Below are 17,433 nucleotides of genomic sequence, written 5' to 3'. Positions count from 1 at the left end.
ACCTTTAACTTTGCTGCAGATGGCAACCGGCAACAAACAGACAGGACAAAAAAATAATACCAGCAGGTCAGTAAATAAAAAAAGACCAAAAACAGGCGCAGCGGCTAAATCAGGGACTGGCCGGTTCTGGAAGATCCTTGGCTGGACAACACTCGGACTTTTTGTCTTCTCCGTTTTATTATATATCTACAATGTCCGCAGGAACAAAGACACCTATTTTGCCCACTATAAGGAGTTCGGTATTGACCTGCCAACCGGATATGAAATCCATGGTATTGATGTCAGCCATCATCAGGGTAAAATCAACTGGCCAATGGTAAAATCCATGGAATCGGAGAACGTAAGGATTGGGTTTGTTTTTATCAAGGCCACAGAAGGCTATCAACTGGTGGATAAGAGTTTTACGGATAACTGGTTTCAGGCGGGCCTGTTAGCCATACCAAGAGGCGCCTACCATTTTTTTATTCCCGGCAAAAGCGGCGCCTTGCAGGCTGCCAATTTTATCAGACATGTGCCCAGAGAACAAAGCACCTTACCACCCGTTATAGACATCGAGCAGCGGTACAATGTTGCACCATCTCTTTTCAGAAAAGAATTACAGGTAATGCTGGACAGCCTGGAACACTATTATAAACAGCGCCCCATTATTTATACCTATGCCAGCTTCTACAATGATTATCTGGACGGCCATTTTGATAATTATCCTTTATGGGTAGCCCATTATTTTGAGCTGAAGCGCCCGAGGACCGACAGAGACTGGCTATTCTGGCAACATAGCGAACAGGGCCATGTCTATGGCATTAAAAAACTGGTGGATTTTAATGTATTCACGGGAGATAGCAGCGATTTTAGAAAGCTGCTGCGCAAAACAGATACGCCATAAAAAAGGGTTCTGATCTGCCATAACTCTTCACCATAGGGAAAGCATACCTTACGCATGGCAAGGATTTTAAAAAAAATCGTCCTCAGATCAATTCTTTTTCCGGCCAACCCAGCATATTTTAAGCAAAGGGTGCCGGCAGGGAAGTTAGCTGCCTGAGGACGATCAGAAATTTTATTTTTGGGAGGGGGAGTGAAACTAGTAACGCTTCTTAAAACCGTTATTTCCTCTGTTATTATTGTTATTGCCGCGGTTGTTGTTTCTGTTATTATTGTTGTTGTTATTATTGCCGCGGTTATTGTTATTCCGGTTATTATTGTTGTTGTTATTGTTGTTACGCTGCGTGTAGCTTTTTCTGGCACCCGTATTGATCTGGGAGAAGCTCGGTTTAAAATCTTCCAGTTCCTTACGGATATATGGCGCATTATTAAAGGTGAGCTGCCCGTGACTTAATATATCCAGCTCTGTTTGCAGCACCTGATCAGAAACGGTTTCCTTATGCCAGTTATTATAAGATAGCTTCATATAATAAGCCACCGCATTGGCCAGTCCCTGTCTCTTCTCTTCATTTTCCTCAGCCAGGGCCTTTTCCACCACTACTTCTATATTCTTACCCAGGTGTTTTTTCCTTGGATATCTTTTAGGATAAGGCAGCGGATCCGGTTTAACTTTATAATTTTCCCGGGTAGGGATAGGATAAGGGCTATCCACATCCAGTTTAAAATCGCTCATATAATAGAGGTGATCCCAGAGTTTATGCCTGAAATCCTCTACATTTTTAAGATGAGGGTTCAAAAAACCCATCAGTTCAATTAAAACGCCGGCTTGTTCCTGTCTTTTCTCTTTATCATCAATGGTCAGCAGGTAATCTACCATTTTTTGGATGTGACGACCATACTCTTTCATTGTAAGGCCGCTACGCGCAGTATTGTATTCCATAAAATTATTGAATTGCAAAATTAATTTATTTTGCTGACAAATTGCAGATACGCACCCGCATGAATCAAGGCCTTGACAACAAAGGGTCGTCATTTTAGCCAATTCACTGCTTTTTGCCAGCAGCTCAGGTAAACCGCAGCCGGTTATAGCTGGTTATTTCATATTTATAAAGGTCAGTGGGAGTTTAATATCCGAAGATTTAAGAGACTGGATAACCGCCTGTAAATCATCTATTTTCTTGCCAGTCACCCGGACAACGTCATCCATTATCTGAGCCTGGACTTTTAATCCGGCATCTTTTATATGTTTTACGATTTTTTTAGCATCTGCCTGGTCTAATCCGTTTTGAACCGGCACTTCTTTTTTGATGACTTTTCCACTGGGAAAAGCATCTTTATCAAAATTAAAGGCGGATGGGTCAATTCCCTGTTTCATGGAGCGGCTGATCAGTACATCAATCAGCTGTTTCATTTTCATTTCTGATTCCACTTCCAGATGGATGACAAAAGCTTTTTTATCCAAGGTTACCTCTACCGGTGAACCTCTGAAGTCAAAACGGTTGCTTACTTCCTTTTTAACGGTATTTACTGCATTATCCAGGGTCTGTAAATCGACCTTGCAGGCAATATCAAATGAAGGCATATATCTATACGATGTTTTACAAAAAATTTGCTATGGTAACGGGTTTCTGATTCAATCATCAGCCAGCTATATGAAAGCATACAACCTGGAGACGCAGATACCCGGATAATTTCAAAAATCTATTCATGTCTATAATTACAAAAATCTCGCCAGCGATTAAAGATCAAGCTATTCTATTCAGCTTTGGGCTGTCCTTTATAAAACCTTTATTCCCCTCAAAGATACAATACTAAACCGGGAAGGTACATCAGGATGACTTGGTAGATCTGAGCGGCATTTGCTGTTACACGCCTATTTGCTTTTGTCAGGCTTGATTTGATCCGGACTTCCCGTGCAATATCCGCTTTTTTTCAGGAAAAGTCCTAAAAAGCGTCCTATTTCGTAACAAAGTTGGGAAATCAGTTAAAAACCAGCGGGCTGGCTGGTTACAAAAATAAGAATTTATTGAAACATAACGCCCCTTTTGGCTTTTTAATTTTACTTTTGTTGGTATACAGACCCAAAATTCCCGGAAAATGAACGCTCTTGAACTATTTAAACAGGTAAAAGCATTTGTCTTTGATATTGACGGAGTTATGACTGACAACTCTATATTACTCCTTCCTGATTTCAATATTGACGGCAAGATTGTCATGGCCAGAACCATGAGTGTACGCGATGGTTATGCCATACAGCTGGCCGTTAAACTCGGCTACCCGGTGGCTGTCATCTCCGGAGGTAAGGATACCGGAGCCGGCAAAAGGTTACATGATCTGGGCGTAAAGCATGTTTTTATGGATGTAAAGGATAAAGTTGCCTGCTTTCAGGCCTTTATCAATGATTTCGGGCTGGATCCCGCTGGCGTGCTTTTTATGGGTGATGATATCCCCGATTATGAACTCATGCAACTTGTCGGCATTAAAACCTGTCCTGCCGACGCCTGTAATGAGATTAAAGCCCTGGCGGCGTATCTGTCTCCTGTTAAAGGCGGAGCGGGCTGTGTCAGAGATGTGATCGAAAAAACACTGAAGCTGCAAAACAACTGGCCTTTAACGACCAATATTCAGGCGAAGTAAATCTTTTAAGGAAAACCTCCATTTTTGGCATGTCAGGCATTCAAGCTTTTATAAAACTCATTCGCTGGCCCAACCTGGTTTTTATTTTCATCACCCAGGTGCTTTTTGAATTTACGGTCATTATTCCCGCCTTCCATGAAGCCGGTAGCACACCTAACCTTGCCGGGGGCTATATTTATTTACTGGCGTTTTCTTCCGTTCTGATTGCCGCCGGCGGCAATATTATCAACGATTATTTTGATATCAATATTGACCTGATCAATAAGCCGCAGAAGGTCATCATCAGCAAATTTATTCATCGGCACTGGGCGATCCTGTGGCATATTCTACTGAGCCTGGGCGGCGTTTTATTAGGCCTGTTTATTGAATTTAAGACCCACGCCTATTTACTGGGACTCACAAATTTACTCTGCGTTGTACTGTTATTCATCTACTCCATTGTCCTGAAAAGGAAGCCCCTGTCAGGCAATATCTTAATTGCCCTGCTGACGGCCTGGACGGTCCTTGTGGTCACTTTCTGTGAGACCAATTTGTTATTTGCCAAAGGCTCCGGTCTGCCTCTTTCTAAAATCACCAGGCTGACCTTCCTGTACGCGGGATTTGCTTTTATTCTGGCGCTTATACGTGAAGTGATCAAAGACATGGAAGACGTCAACGGTGACAGTAAATACGGCTGCAGAACGTTCCCCATCCTTTTTGGCATGAATGCCGCCCGGATTTTTGTGGCGGTCTGGCTGGTCGTGCTGCTGGCGCTGCTTGGCATTATGACCATTTATGTACTGCAGTTCGGATGGTGGCTCAGCGCCATTTACTGTGCGGCTCTTTTGATCGTGCCTTCAGTCAAACTCTTTAAACAATTATTAAAATCCAGGGAAGGAAAAGATTTCCATGAAATGAGCAGTCTGGTGAAATGGATTATGTTAACAGGTATACTGACCATGCTCTTTTTAATCCTGCATATTTAATAGGGATACGGCAAACCGGGATCATCCCCCGTCCTTCTCACCACTTTACCAATCACTTATGTCAGCACAACAACCATTCATCCTGGCCTCCGGATCCCCCAGAAGAAAACAACTGCTGGAGGCTTTGGGTATTGCCTTTTCTGTTCAGACGGCCGATACGCCGGAAGATTACCCCAAAGGACTCTCCACTGAGGAAATTCCGGTACATATTGCGATCAATAAGGCAAAGGCAGTCGCCGCCTTACAAACGTCACCGGCGGTTATCCTGGCTGCTGACACCATTGTAGCGCTGGATGACCAGATACTTGGAAAACCAGTGGACGCTTGTCAGGCCAGGTCTTTTTTAAGAAGCCTGTCCGGCAGAACACATCAGGTGGTAACCGGCGTCTGTTTGTATTACCAGGACACGCCACACGGTTTTGCCGTTAAAACCGATGTCCACTTTAACCTGTTGACCGATGATGATATCAATTATTATGTTGACAAATACGCTCCCATGGATAAAGCAGGGGCCTATGGCATCCAGGAATGGATCGGCATGGTTGGAATAGACTATATCCGGGGCGATTATTACAACGTAGTCGGGCTGCCCGTGAGTGCCGTTAAAAAGAGGCTGGACGCCCTGAATTTGCGGTAAATCCTACAAAAAGTTCACCACTACAGGTTTTGCCCTGCTACGATCGTACGGAAAGTCAGATTTACCCGTGGGGCTCCTATTTTTTTGGTTGGCGGCAAACGGTGCAGCCAGTGGCTCTGCGTAGTCCCCGTCATGATCAGTAAGCTGCCGTGTTCCAGCAGGATCTCCACTTTCTCTGCGCTTTTTTTATGTTTAAAGGCAAATTTACGGGCTGCCCCAAAACTCAGGGAACCAATGGCTCCGTTTTTTTTAAGATCCGTCTCTGCATCGCTATGCCAGGCCATCCCTTCCTGTCCGCTATGATAGAGATTCAGCAGACAGGAATTAAAAGATTCATCGGCCTTGCTTTCTATTGTTTGCTTCAGCTCCAAAAGTGCCTTGGTCCAGGGCAGTGCATACTTCGTCGTGTTCGAATAGGTATAACTAAAGGGCTGATCTCCATACCAGGCCACCTTTCGTTTGGTAACAATCTTCTTTCCGTAAATCACGGCCTCATCGTTACGCCAGTTGATGTTTTCCAGCAACTCCTTAAGATAAAAATCCGCCTTTGTTTTGGGCATGATCACCCCGTGATAATACACCTCCCCGTCATAGGGCAGCCGGTTTATAGCCGGATCCGTCATCTCATGCGCTTCAAATAAATTCATTTAATTTCCATTTTAAAAGATAGTTCACTACCATCCATTGATTGAACAAGCTTTCGCTTAGGACAGACAAAAATATCTCCTGCCATATAATGCTACACTTATAACAAAATAGCCCGTCAGCACCAGCCAAAACCATCCGTATAAGGTAAGGACAAAAGCCACGCACAGCAACAAAAATCCCGATTTCAGCAGCGCCTTTAATTCATATTCAAGGTAGGCAGAAAAATAATGATAGAAAAATAACAGGATCAGTTCCGAGAAATATCCGGTTACTGCATAGTGAAAATATCCCCCACCCGCTACAATCAGTAATTCAGGTAATAACAACAGCATATAACAAGGCAGCACGGAAAATAAAAAACCCTGAATAAAGCCCGTCTGTAGCCCCATTAACTGCTTAAAACGGGTCTCCATAAATAAGGAAGTCTTAAATCCAAGCACCACATGAGCCGCACCTATCAATAGAAAACTCAGCCACCACTGCCGGCTGGTCATGATTTGTTCCTTTTGCCAGTGTACCATTAAAAGGGCTAAAATAACACTGCCGCCTTTGGTAAGCAATAATGCGGTCCGCTCTTTTTTCAGACAATACATCAAAGCCATCCACATCGTCTGGTTCCATCTTACTTTTATATAACTATTGACAAAAGGTACCTTCACGCAGGGCACTCTTATTAACTGGCGGAAGTTCAGACTGGCGATTACCGCCATCCCCAATATAAGGAAAACCGTTATGATCATACCATAGAGCACCACCCCTTTAAATATCGACATAATCAGGCAGGCCACGCCGTAGATCAGCAGCGGCAGGCTGAGAGAGATCTGCAACTTAAACCAGTGCCACCACTGCTTTTTCTGATTCAGGCTGCCAAGACTGTCCCGTAAAAAATAGTAGGCGGGGCTCATCATCAGCCCCTTAACGAAAAGCCTGGATTTGATCAGATAACCCGCCGATACGACCAAAAACAACAGAACCATAAACTGATGGGTCACTAAAAAAATCAGCAGTATAAAATGCCAGAAAAAACTATCCCCTGACGACATTTTCCCCAGGTAGTTGATAAACATAAAACTCCCTAAAAACAAAACAAATAAAAACAGGAAACTACCGGCATGCTGTTTATAAAAGGGCGCCATGAATAATCTGCGCATAAATGCATCCATTCCAAGGCGGGAGTCCAAGGCCTGCGCTGTATTATACTTACTCATACGAATTTTAATTTCCCGTTTTCCAGCAGAACGACCTTTTCAGATCCGCCGGCTAACAGCGCCTCATGGTGCTGATGGGATGCGATAATAAATCCCACACCATACCGGCTGCTTAAATCATTTACATATTCTGTCAATACGGAGCCGGCAGCTATATCCAGCCCGTTAAAAGGTTCATCCAGTAATATCCACTTTGGATGGCCCGTAAAAGCCAGCAACAGTTCCAGCTTTTTCAGCATCCCGCTGGAATAAGTTCCGGTAGGTGCCTGTAGAAATCCAGCTGTCCCAAACCCTTCCATCAGCTCCTCTAAAGACCAGGCGGGGCTGCCTTTTGTTTTCAAGAAAAAATCATACAGATCTTCGCCGCTTATAAATTCGGGAAACAAGGGTTCGCCGGTCGCATAACTCACATCCGCCCTGCACTTTTTCGGACTTTTCTTGATCCGGTTTCCACCGATCAGTATATCTCCTTCAAAAGGCAATCTGGCCGCAATGGATTGTAACAGGGTGCTTTTCCCGGATCCGTTGGCGCCTTTGAGATGATAAATCCCTTTTTCAAATTGCCAATCCGCCAGATCCAAAACGGTCACTAAGTGATATTTTTTACGGAAATTCAACAGTTTAATCATGAGATCTGCCTTTAATCAGAAAATGGATACCGATTCAATTTTAAAAGTAAACGCTTCCTTTAAAATAAATAGTCCGGGCATCACAAAACAGCAATTATATTCCATAAACGGCAATGACACAACCTGGCAATTGGTTGAAATATGAAGCGGGAATCCGTTCATTCAGTGGCTTTTACCGCGACCTAAGTCGTTTAAGATGCGGATCAATCATCCTCGCCCTGCGGCCCCTTATGCAGCGGATCCCAGACGATTTTCACGTCTCCGTTCTTATCGTCTCTGGCCCGCAGATATAAAACAATACCTTTGTTTTTTCGGGGCTTTAATCCTTTGGCCCGGCGTTCTGCCACTTTTTGCGGATTGCGCAGCGGCACTACAATTCCTATATCCGTTCCGCGTTCAAAGGCATAAGTCCCATTCAGACTCAGATTAATGGCGGTGGACTGGATATTCATTTCCGGGATATTCACCTTACCGTTTTTGATGGTCAGCGTATTGGATACAGGCTCAAAATAAATATGATCCAGATTACGGCGTTTGAATACAAATTTCTGAATGGTCTCAAAAGGCCCGAAATTTATCAGCTCTCCGTTTTTCAGGTTAAAGGACACCACTCCGGAGAGACTTCTCTTTACAATGTCAGACTGGTTATTTAACCGGCCATTGATATTTATTTTCCCGGAAAATTCTCCTGCTATATTTTTGGACGTCAGGGTTTTCTGGCCGAGATTATCCAGCCCGTAGAAAAGTTTGGAAGTATTGATGCCGTTCAGGTTAGCGGACAGCTTAAAGGGAACCTCCACGGAATCCGGTTCCATGGAAATGGCCGCATCCAAAGAACCATCCGCAAACTGCATGGAAATAGGGGATAAATTAATTTTATCCTGTTTTAATTCCAGCACCCCCTTAACATTTCTGGCCGTGAATGAACTATAGTACAGCCGGCTTACGGAAGCGTGAATCTTCATGGAACTCTTCTCCATCATTAAAGCCAGTCTTTCATTCACTTTATGATACTGCCTGCGCTGCTGACTGGCCGTTTTATTTGCTTTTACCTGCGTCAGTCCTTTAAATTCAGCGAGGTTCAACGTATCACTATGCAGATACCACTCAAAGGAAGCTTTCTGAGGATCATCAAAATATACATTTAAAAAGTCCCTGGCAATACCATGCAGCTCGATATCGCTTTTGCCTGTAGACAAAGTACTGTTATTAATCACCAGGTCGCGACCATTTAAATCCAGATCGATGAAACCTTCACTAAAGTGAACATTATGGGGAACATAGGTAAAGGCCGCATTTTTAATTTTCAGTCCTCCGGTAATGCTGTGGCCCAATGTATCAATGGTGGCTACCCCACCATGATAATGTACTTTTAATTCTGCTGTACCTTTGGTAAAATTAAAGGTCTGATTCAGCGCCGTATTGAGTTTTTCTACCGCGAATCCGCTGCTTAAGTTAAAATCAAGCAAAGGATGAATCAGGTTCATCAGGCGTATACTATCGGCAATAATTGGGATATCCATATAGTTTGCCGTCAAATGATTGACCGTTATCGCTGAATTATCATCTCCCCTGCCCTTGCCGGCAACCACCTCATTGTTAAAGGATCCGGCAAAGCTTGCCTTTTTAAGCACCCCGAAATTTGTCTGAAAATCATTGCCCGTTGTCTGCCATCTGGCATGAACAAGAGGTGTGTCGGGCGAGCTGAACTTTCCGTTTAAAGAAACCTGCAGGGAAATATCACTAGCCAGATTAAAACGTCTTAATTTATCCGCAATACTCTTGCTTAATATGGACAAGCTTTCTTTGTAGCTGATTTTGGAAGCATCCACCTCAATTTTAAATCCCGGTTTTGCTGCCTTAAAATCAAAAGTAGCAGCGAGCTTCATGGGCGTACTGCCCACCACCAGTTGCTGAAAAGGCAATTGCAATTGCCCTTTTGCCCGGTCATACACCAGCCGCATTTTTCCTTTAAAGTCCTTATCCACCAGATAGCCGCCCTTGTCCAAATTAAAGCCCAACTGACGAATATGAAACCAGGCACCGGCAACAATATGCATCAGGTTATTTTTTTCGGTGGCGGCCCCGTCAAAAGTCTTGATCAGTATCTGGATCTTCTTGTTTTTAATCTTATGATCAAAAGTGAACTGGATGTTTTCCAGGGCGAAATTGGCAATATGTACCTCCTTTTTATTTTTTTTAGCGGGTGAGCCCGGTTTCTTTTTTAATAAATATCCATTGGAATACCCCGTAGAATCAGTAAAAAGATTGACCTGTCCGTCCGACACTGTCACTTTTCGGATTTGCGGATCTCCCCCCACCAGGGAAAACAGATTAAACTTCACATATACTGATTTAAACTGCATTAAAGGCTTGTGGTAAATCCTGTCCAGGCTATCGGTTAAAGTGACATCCTGTAATTCCAGGGCGACATCCGGAAACCCCTTAAAGAAGGCCGGATCCATATCCCGGACCGTAAACTTCCCGTCAATATGCTCACTGACGGAACTGGTGAGTTTCTCCAGCAGCGCCTGCTTATGACTGTTGATATACCATCCGGCTAACAGCCAGATGAGAATCAGTAGTATGAATATCCCGCCTACAGAAATCGCAGTGATTTTTGCCCACCTTGGGAACTTACGTGGAGATTTGGTTGCCGCTTCCATATTTACTTAAACGGTGTTTTCGGGTGGATAAAGTCAATTCCCATCTGCATCGACCTACTTCAATTCAGCAGTAACTTATTGTATGCACCGCTTTCCCCGACTGCAAAGCTCAAAGGCAGGAAGGCCTTAGGAATGCCAGTCTATATTGTCGTATGTCTGTTCATCAAAACCTAATGCAATTACTTTGCCATCCAGTTCAATCAACGGTCTTTTAATAACACTGGTTTTGGCAATAGCCAGGTCAAAGGCGGCCGCTTTACTAGTGATGCTGTTTTTGGTCGCTTCATCCAAGGCCCGCCAGGTAGTGCCTTTTTTATTAATCAGGGGTTCCCACCCTATTTGTGCGGACCAGCTGGATAACAGCTTTTTTGTCACCCCAGCTTTTTTATAATCATGAAAAGAATAGGTTACTCCATGCTGACTGAGATAATCCAGGGCTTTTTTAACGGTATTACAGTTTTTTATGCCATAAACGATATACATAAGATTGTTTTTTAGGTTAGAGGTTACAAATTTCAGGCTGGATTTACGATTGCAGCAGGTCCTGCCAGTCTTCTTCTATACATTTGAATGGTGTTTTCCAATCCCAGATAAAGCGCATCACAGATCAGGGCATGGCCTATGGACACTTCATCCAGATAAGGAATATTATCTTTAAAGAATTTCAGGTTACTCAGATCCAGATCATGGCCCGCATTCAATCCCAACCCTAAGGATCTGGCCTTTTCGGCAGCTGCGATATAAGGAGCAATGGCTTTGGTCCGATTTTCCATAAAGCCGCTGGCATAAGCTTCCGTATATAATTCCACCCGGTCAGCACCGGTAGTTGCAGCGGCAGCGACCATTTCTTCCACGGGGTCTACGAAAAGGCTCACCCGAATCCCTTTTTGTTTAAATACCGCCACGATCTCTTTTAAATAATCCTGGTTTTTAATCGTATCCCAGCCATGATTACTGGTAATCTGTCCGGCGCTGTCCGGTACCAGGGTTACCTGATGGGGCTGAACTTCCAGGACCAGATCCACAAACTTCTGTTCCTGACAATTGCCTTCCACATTAAACTCCACCTGGATATTCCTTCTGATTTCCCTGACATCACTATAGCGTATATGCCGTTCATCCGGCCGAGGATGCACGGTAATCCCTTGTGCCCCAAATCTTTGAGAATCAATGGCTGCCGCAAGTACATCCGGGTTATTTCCTCCGCGGCTATTCCTTAAAACGGCAATTTTATTTATATTTACACTAAGTTTGGTCATAATTTATATTGATTTTACTTGATAGTGGATGCCGACATGTAAGTTCAGCAAAACATTGTACAACTGAACGGATACATTTGCGGCTGCAATATGGATGATTCCCAGGCCACTTCTCTCAAAGTTACATTAAAATTAATCAAAAATTTATGGGCAGCTTTCGTATTATTGCAAACAAACCTTTTTTATATTGAATTATATGCTACAGAAAACCTTTGAATTACAAGCATCTGCCCCTGAAAACGGGATCTTACAACTGGAGTTAGGGAAAAACCATATTACCCTGACAACCTTTTCAGCGGACAATATTGCTTCAGGGCAACTGGAGCATTTTAATTTTAAGGAACAGGATAAAAAGGATTACGGCACTTTACTGCAGCAATTAAAAACGGATTCTACCATCCTGCTTTCAGCAGGCAGCCACCAAAAAGTAATCCTCTGCTGGGAAACAGATTTAGTTCAACCCATACCTGATCCTTTATTTAAACCCGGCCATTTAGCCGACTATTTTAGGTATTACAAGGAAAGCATCGACAAAGACCCGGCAGATTTTGAACATCTAACCGATGCAGGCGCAGGGTACCAGTTTGTATATAGCGTCCCCAAAGAACTCTTTGATTTGATTCAAAAGGACTTTGCCCGGGCCAGCCACCGGCATAAGCAGGCAGCTATTGCCCGTCAACTGGGTGGGTTTACAGACAACTACCCATTAAAGGCACTGCTGATCTTCTACCAGGATCATTATATTTTAACTACCTTTGCGAGCGAGCGTTTGCAGTTAATTATCTCTCGGCCTTTTAATCATGGGGCAGATGTGGTATATCAACTGCTAAGTGCGATCAAAGAAGCAGGATATCATACGGATCAGTGCTGCGTTTACCTGTCTGGCCTGATCGATGGAGATTCGGCCTTATTTAAGGAAATTTACAAGTTTGTGCCGGTTATTGATGTGGACAAAATGGAACATATGCAATCCCTGTCGGCACATCCGGACTACCCTTCCCACTTCTTTGTGCCTTTTTATAAATATGTCCGTTAAATAAATTACAGGACTTTCAATCGGGAATAAAGTTATGAGAATCATATCCGGCATACATGGTGGCAGAAAAATAAAACCACCGGCCAAAATGCCTCACACAAGGCCTACTACAGATATTGCCAAAGAAGGGCTCTTTAATATCCTCAATAACAGAATCAGTTTTGAAGACATTAAGACCCTGGATCTTTTTGGCGGAACAGGGTGCATCAGTTATGAACTGGCCTCCAGAGGCGCGGCTGATTTGACGATCATAGAAAAAGATGCCATCATGAGCCAGTTTATTCAACAAAATATGGAGATGCTTCGTGTGGTGGGCGCTAAAGTGCTCAGACTGGACGTCTTCCAGTATATTGAAAGCTGCAGAGATCAGTACGATTTTATCTTTGCGGGTCCCCCTTATGCACTGGGCACTATTGATGAACTTCCAAGAAAAATTGTGGCAGGCGGCCTGATCGCACCGGAAGGCTATTTTGTTCTAGAACATACGCCCCGCAATAACTATGAAGGCTACCTTGGATTTGAAATGCAGCGCAATTATGGTACTACTGTATTCTCTTTTTTCAGAAGAGTAGAAAACAGTGCCACCAGGCCGCTGTCATAAAGTATAAACAGTCCTCAGACAGCCCGTTATAATCATTCTAAAAATAATACAATTCCATCATGGTCATCTTACGCAGCCATAAAAAACAGGCTTTACGCACTTATTACAAGAAAGTGCGGGCTGAACTGGATCCGGTGGAAATGTCCAAAATGGATGAACAGATAATGGTGCAGTTTTTGAAACTAGGGATTCAGGACAGCGGTTTCCGCTATGCCATGAGTTATATACCCATCCGCATGACAGCTGAAGTTTCCACCGAACACATTAACAATTATCTGTTTAATCATTTGCAGCCTCCTATTCAGATCGCTTATCCCAGAACGGATTTTAAAACCCTGGAAATGGAAGCCGTATTACCGGATGCGCAGACCCGTTATAGTCAGAAATGGCTCCGATTAACGGAACCGGAATCAGGAGAGATCCTGGATCCCCAAAAGCTGGATCTGGTTATCATGCCCCTGCTTGCTTTTGATGTAAAAGGCAACCGGGTGGGCTATGGCAAAGGATTTTATGACCGCTATCTGGCAAAATGCCGGCCGGATGTCCTGAAAGTGGGCATCAGCTACTTACCAGCGGTCAACCAAATCGAAGATGTTGACCAGTATGATATACCTTTAGACTATTGTGCAACACCAGAAAGATTATATGAGTTCAGCTAATCGCAAAAAAAAATTCTGGCAATACCTCTTACTGCCTTTCGCCTGGCTTTATGGCGGGGTTATTTATCTGCGCCATTTTCTATTTGACAGCGGCCTGTTGCCGTCTCAAAGCTTTGCGATCCCTGTTATCTGTGTAGGCAATCTTTCCACCGGAGGCACAGGAAAGACACCTACGGTTCTTTACCTACTTAACTTATTGAAAAACAAAAGAGTTGCTACCCTTAGCCGAGGTTATAAACGAAAAACCAAAGGATTTTTAATCGCGGACGCCACCACCGGTGCAGACCGGATCGGGGATGAACCTTTTTTATTTTATCAGAAATTCCCGGACGCTGTCATCAGTGTAGGCGAAGACCGAACCAGCGCCATCCGGCAGTTGCTTGAACCAACACCCGGTCCCGAGGTCATATTACTGGATGACGGCTACCAGCACCGCAAGGTCAAACCGGGCTTTTCTATTTTACTGACAGACTTTAACGACCTGTTTACGGAAGATTTTTTCCTGCCGGCCGGTCATTTAAGAGACAGCCGGACTGCTGCCAGGAGAGCCCAGATGATACTGGTCACCAAATGCCCCCGACAGATTTCTTTGGCAGATAAGGAAAAAATAACCGGAGAACTCATCAAGTACGGACCAAAAATTGTATTTTTCAGTAATATTAGCTATCAGACACCCTATTGCCTTAAAGATGGACATCTGGCAAAGATGGATCAGCCTTTGCATATTTTGCTGGTTCACGGCATTGCCCGGGCAAAAACGCTGAGAGCCTATACAAAGGAACTGGACCCGGATTTTATGGAAATCGCCTTTGAAGATCATCACAATTACACGAAGGCAGACATGGAACGAATCAGGGCAAACTTCCAGAAGCTGCCGAGCGGGGCAAAAATGATTTTAACCACCGAAAAAGACAGTGTTAAATTAGTACCCTTCAAACAGCAGCTGGAAGATCTGCCATTTTATATACTACCCATTGAGCTGGATATATTATTCCGGCAAAAGGAGGACTTTGACCAGACCATCCTCCGATATATCAACAATCACAAGAAATGATTATGTCAAAAAATAAAAGAAACACCAAAATCAAACATAAATCCAAGACCCGCAGCCCGCAGGCGGCCAGGGCAGCCTCCACCATGGTGGGCACCCTGGACATCACCCGTAGTGGAATGGGGTATGTTATACTGAAGGATCCCGATCTTAAGGACATCCTGGTTCGTTATCCGGACCAGGGGACAGCCTTTCACGGGGATACCGTAGAAGTTAAAATCACCAAAGTAAGTGGCTCGAGCGGCAGACTGGAAGGGAAAATCACCCAAGTAATCAAAAGGCACCAGACTGAATTCATCGGCACCTTAAGTGTCTCTGAAAATTACGCCTTTTTTATTGCCAATTCAGTGGCACCCATGCCGGATTTTTACATCCCCAGAGGCAAATACCAGAATCTTCCAGATGGCACCAAGGTCATTGTAAGGCTTACCTCCTGGGATAAACGCAGCAGAAAACCGGAAGGCATTGTTGTTTCTACCGTTAGCCCGGAAAAAGAAAACGACTTTGCCATGAAAACCCTGCTGACCAATAATGGGTTTACTATTGGCTTTTCTCAGGAAGTAGAAGAAGAGACAGCGCAGCTGCCCACCATCATTTCAGAGCAGGAGATCAGCAAAAGGAAAGACTTCAGAGATACGCTGACCTTCACCATTGACCCGGCGGATGCCAAGGACTTTGATGACGCGATATCTTTTAAAAAGATTGACCGCAGCTGGTATGAAATAGGCGTGCATATTGCGGATGTCAGCCACTATGTCCGCCCTGGCACAGCGCTGGATAAGGAGGCTGCTCTAAGGGCTACTTCCGTTTATTTACCCGACAGAGTGAATCCAATGCTGCCTGAGCAAATATCCAATGTCCTTTGTTCATTAAGACCGGGTGAGGAAAAGCTCACTTTTTCAGCTGTCTTCATCATGAATAAAAAAGGGCAGGTAAAAGACACCTGGATCGGCAAAACGGTTATTCATTCCGATCATCGGTATACTTATGAAGACGTACAGACCATTATAGAAGGCGCAAAAGGCCCCTATGAGAAAGAGATTCTCTGGATGAAGGAGATGACACAGACCCTGAGGGGCGAACGTTTTGAAAAGGGCGCGATTAACTTCTCCAGTCAGGAAGTGAAATTCAAACTTGATGAGAACGGCAAGCCGGTTGGCATAGAAATTAAAGAAAGCAAACCCGCTCATCAGCTGGTTGAAGAAATGATGCTATTAGCCAATAAGGCCGTAGCCTCCTATGCTTCCTCTATAAAAATAGGCGGAGCACCGCTGCCCTTCCCCTACCGCGTACATGATCAGCCGGATGAGGAGAAATTTGCAAGCTTTGTCCCCTTTGCCCGCAAATACGGATACACCTTTGATGTCAGTACGCCTGAAAAGATTGCCCAGAGCTTCAATGAGATGCTCCGACAAGCTGCCGGCAAGCCAGAGCAGCACCTGCTGGAACAACTCGGCGTCAGAACCATGGCAAAGGCTATTTATACAACAGACAACATCGGTCACTACGGTCTGGGATTTAAAGACTATTGTCATTTCACCTCCCCTATCCGGCGTTATCCGGATGTACTCGTACACCGCATTATTGAAAGTTGTCTGCAGGGCCACCCGATCAATGATAAACAGCTGGAAGAAAAATGTAAACACTGCAGTGACAGGGAACGTGCCGCCATGGAATGTGAAAGGGCCGGCAATAAATACAAACAAGTTGAATACATGCAGCAATTTCTGGGAGAAACCTTCCCGGGTGTTGTCTCCGGCGTGGCCGACTTCGGGTTCTGGGTGGAAACCATCAATGAAAAATGTGAAGGCCTGGTCAGCATACACTCCTTAATGGAGCCATATGCTTATATAGCCTCTGATTATATGCTCAAGGCAGAATTTTCTAAAAAGAAAATTCAGATGGGTGACCCTGTAACCATTCAGGTCGTCGCTGCAAATCTGGATAAGCGGCAACTGGACTACCACCTGGTAGAAGAGAAAGAGAACAGCGGGCCGGGTAAAAGCGCCCAAAAGCCTGCATCCTCCGCTAAAAAGAAAGCCGATAAAACGCATCCAAAAGCTGATAAAGGAATAAAAAAGTCATCCGGATATGCCGGGAGCCGGCCAGAAAACAGCAGCAAAAAAAAGAGAGAGCAAGAGCTGCAGAGTGGACAATCCGCCAAAGAGAACTACGGCAAAGAAAGACAACCGGCTGACAAAAATAGGGCGACGCCCGTAAGTGCCACCGTGTCAGAGCATAAGACGCCCGCCAAAAAGAAAAAAGAGAGTCAAAATAAACCCGTAAGCAAAACAAAAAAAGTGGGTCAGAAAAAAGAGAAATAACGCAGCAGCCTATGCCGGGATAAACCACCCACCAACTATATAAAAAGGGTGACGAAGTCCCCGGCAAAAGCGTGCAGCATGCGTTATGCGGAAGTGCAGGTTGGACGCAATTCAAACGGCCTTTAAAACACCGATTAATGTTAGGCTATTAAAGCAGATTAAGGCCATACTTCCATAAAAAACTACTAAAAAAAAGAGGAATGCAGCAGCTCGATATAAGTTGCCACATTCCTC

The 17,433-nt window shown here is 44.3% G+C and carries 17 protein-coding genes; 9 read left to right on the top strand and 8 right to left on the bottom strand.

Going from position 1 to position 17,433, the window contains the following annotated elements; translation table 11 throughout:
- Positions 1 to 19: 19 nt before the first annotated feature.
- Complete coding sequence (locus BLU80_RS16695; RefSeq protein WP_139188185.1) at positions 20 to 883, top strand: glycoside hydrolase family 25 protein; 864 nt, start codon at positions 20 to 22, stop codon at positions 881 to 883.
- Between the two features lie 195 nt (positions 884 to 1,078).
- On the opposite strand, the gene BLU80_RS16690 is transcribed toward BLU80_RS16695, so the two are convergent.
- Both BLU80_RS16690 and BLU80_RS16685 read right to left on the bottom strand, forming a co-directional pair.
- A complete protein-coding gene (locus BLU80_RS16690) occupies positions 1,079 to 1,819 on the bottom strand; it encodes a DUF4290 domain-containing protein (RefSeq protein WP_091400760.1) in 741 nt (246 codons plus the stop codon).
- Positions 1,820 to 1,972: 153 nt separating this feature from the next.
- Positions 1,973 to 2,461, bottom strand: coding sequence for a YajQ family cyclic di-GMP-binding protein (locus tag BLU80_RS16685; protein WP_091400758.1), 489 nt, complete (start codon positions 2,459 to 2,461; stop codon positions 1,973 to 1,975).
- A gap of 515 nt (positions 2,462 to 2,976) precedes the next feature.
- Between BLU80_RS16685 and BLU80_RS16680 the strand changes: the two genes are divergently transcribed.
- Genes BLU80_RS16680 through BLU80_RS16670 form a run of 3 tightly spaced genes read left to right on the top strand, consistent with a single transcriptional unit; the run spans position 2,977 to position 5,118 of the window.
- On the top strand, positions 2,977 to 3,516 hold the full coding sequence (locus tag BLU80_RS16680) for a KdsC family phosphatase (RefSeq protein WP_091400757.1): 540 nt from the start codon (positions 2,977 to 2,979) through the stop codon (positions 3,514 to 3,516).
- Between the two features lie 29 nt (positions 3,517 to 3,545).
- A complete protein-coding gene (locus BLU80_RS16675) occupies positions 3,546 to 4,481 on the top strand; it encodes a geranylgeranylglycerol-phosphate geranylgeranyltransferase (protein WP_091400755.1) in 936 nt (311 codons plus the stop codon).
- A 58-nt stretch (positions 4,482 to 4,539) separates the two neighbouring features.
- The gene (locus BLU80_RS16670; protein WP_091400753.1) at positions 4,540 to 5,118 is read left to right on the top strand and encodes a Maf family protein; all 579 of its coding nucleotides are present in this window, start codon (positions 4,540 to 4,542) and stop codon (positions 5,116 to 5,118) included.
- 20 nt (positions 5,119 to 5,138) lie between these two features.
- Here the strand turns inward: BLU80_RS16670 and BLU80_RS16665 are convergent, their stop codons facing one another.
- The 6 genes from BLU80_RS16665 to BLU80_RS16640 form a co-directional block, all read right to left on the bottom strand.
- A complete protein-coding gene (locus BLU80_RS16665; protein WP_091400751.1) occupies positions 5,139 to 5,765 on the bottom strand; it encodes an alpha-ketoglutarate-dependent dioxygenase AlkB family protein in 627 nt (208 codons plus the stop codon).
- Positions 5,766 to 5,822: 57 nt separating this feature from the next.
- Positions 5,823 to 6,974 carry a hypothetical protein gene (locus BLU80_RS16660; protein WP_091400750.1) on the bottom strand — a complete coding sequence of 384 codons (1,152 nt, stop codon included), beginning with the start codon at positions 6,972 to 6,974 and terminating at the stop codon, positions 5,823 to 5,825.
- Positions 6,971 to 7,603 (bottom strand): ATP-binding cassette domain-containing protein, encoded by a 633-nt coding sequence (locus BLU80_RS16655; protein WP_091400748.1) that lies wholly within the window; start codon positions 7,601 to 7,603, stop codon positions 6,971 to 6,973. The genes BLU80_RS16660 and BLU80_RS16655 overlap by 4 nt, the downstream gene beginning before the upstream one ends.
- 203 nt (positions 7,604 to 7,806) lie before the next feature.
- The gene (locus BLU80_RS16650; RefSeq protein ID WP_091400746.1) at positions 7,807 to 10,269 is read right to left on the bottom strand and encodes an AsmA family protein; all 2,463 of its coding nucleotides are present in this window, start codon (positions 10,267 to 10,269) and stop codon (positions 7,807 to 7,809) included.
- Positions 10,270 to 10,395: 126 nt separating this feature from the next.
- Positions 10,396 to 10,752, bottom strand: coding sequence for an ArsC family reductase (locus BLU80_RS16645; RefSeq protein ID WP_091400744.1), 357 nt, complete (start codon positions 10,750 to 10,752; stop codon positions 10,396 to 10,398).
- 32 nt (positions 10,753 to 10,784) lie between these two features.
- The gene (locus BLU80_RS16640) at positions 10,785 to 11,528 is read right to left on the bottom strand and encodes a pyridoxine 5'-phosphate synthase (RefSeq protein WP_091400743.1); all 744 of its coding nucleotides are present in this window, start codon (positions 11,526 to 11,528) and stop codon (positions 10,785 to 10,787) included.
- A 196-nt stretch (positions 11,529 to 11,724) separates the two neighbouring features.
- Here BLU80_RS16640 and BLU80_RS16635 point away from each other — a divergent pair, with 196 nt between their 5' ends.
- Genes BLU80_RS16635 through rnr form a run of 5 tightly spaced genes read left to right on the top strand, consistent with a single transcriptional unit; the run spans position 11,725 to position 17,199 of the window.
- Entirely contained in the window at positions 11,725 to 12,564 is an 840-nt protein-coding gene (locus tag BLU80_RS16635) for a DUF3822 family protein (protein ID WP_091400741.1), read from the top strand.
- Between the two features lie 34 nt (positions 12,565 to 12,598).
- Positions 12,599 to 13,165 (top strand): RsmD family RNA methyltransferase, encoded by a 567-nt coding sequence (locus tag BLU80_RS16630; RefSeq protein WP_091400740.1) that lies wholly within the window; start codon positions 12,599 to 12,601, stop codon positions 13,163 to 13,165.
- A 59-nt stretch (positions 13,166 to 13,224) separates the two neighbouring features.
- Positions 13,225 to 13,824, top strand: coding sequence for a 5-formyltetrahydrofolate cyclo-ligase (locus BLU80_RS16625; RefSeq protein ID WP_091400738.1), 600 nt, complete (start codon positions 13,225 to 13,227; stop codon positions 13,822 to 13,824).
- On the top strand, positions 13,811 to 14,878 hold the full coding sequence (gene lpxK / locus BLU80_RS16620) for a tetraacyldisaccharide 4'-kinase (RefSeq protein WP_091400736.1): 1,068 nt from the start codon (positions 13,811 to 13,813) through the stop codon (positions 14,876 to 14,878). Before BLU80_RS16625 ends, lpxK begins: the two co-directional genes overlap by 14 nt.
- A gap of 2 nt (positions 14,879 to 14,880) precedes the next feature.
- On the top strand, positions 14,881 to 17,199 hold the full coding sequence (rnr, locus tag BLU80_RS16615) for a ribonuclease R (RefSeq protein ID WP_091400771.1): 2,319 nt from the start codon (positions 14,881 to 14,883) through the stop codon (positions 17,197 to 17,199).
- The last annotated feature ends 234 nt before the right edge of the window (positions 17,200 to 17,433 follow it).

It is taken from the genome of Arachidicoccus rhizosphaerae (genome assembly GCF_900107765.1).
Lineage (GTDB): Bacteria > Bacteroidota > Bacteroidia > Chitinophagales > Chitinophagaceae > Arachidicoccus > Arachidicoccus rhizosphaerae.
This window is presented reverse-complemented; position numbering and strand designations above follow the sequence as displayed.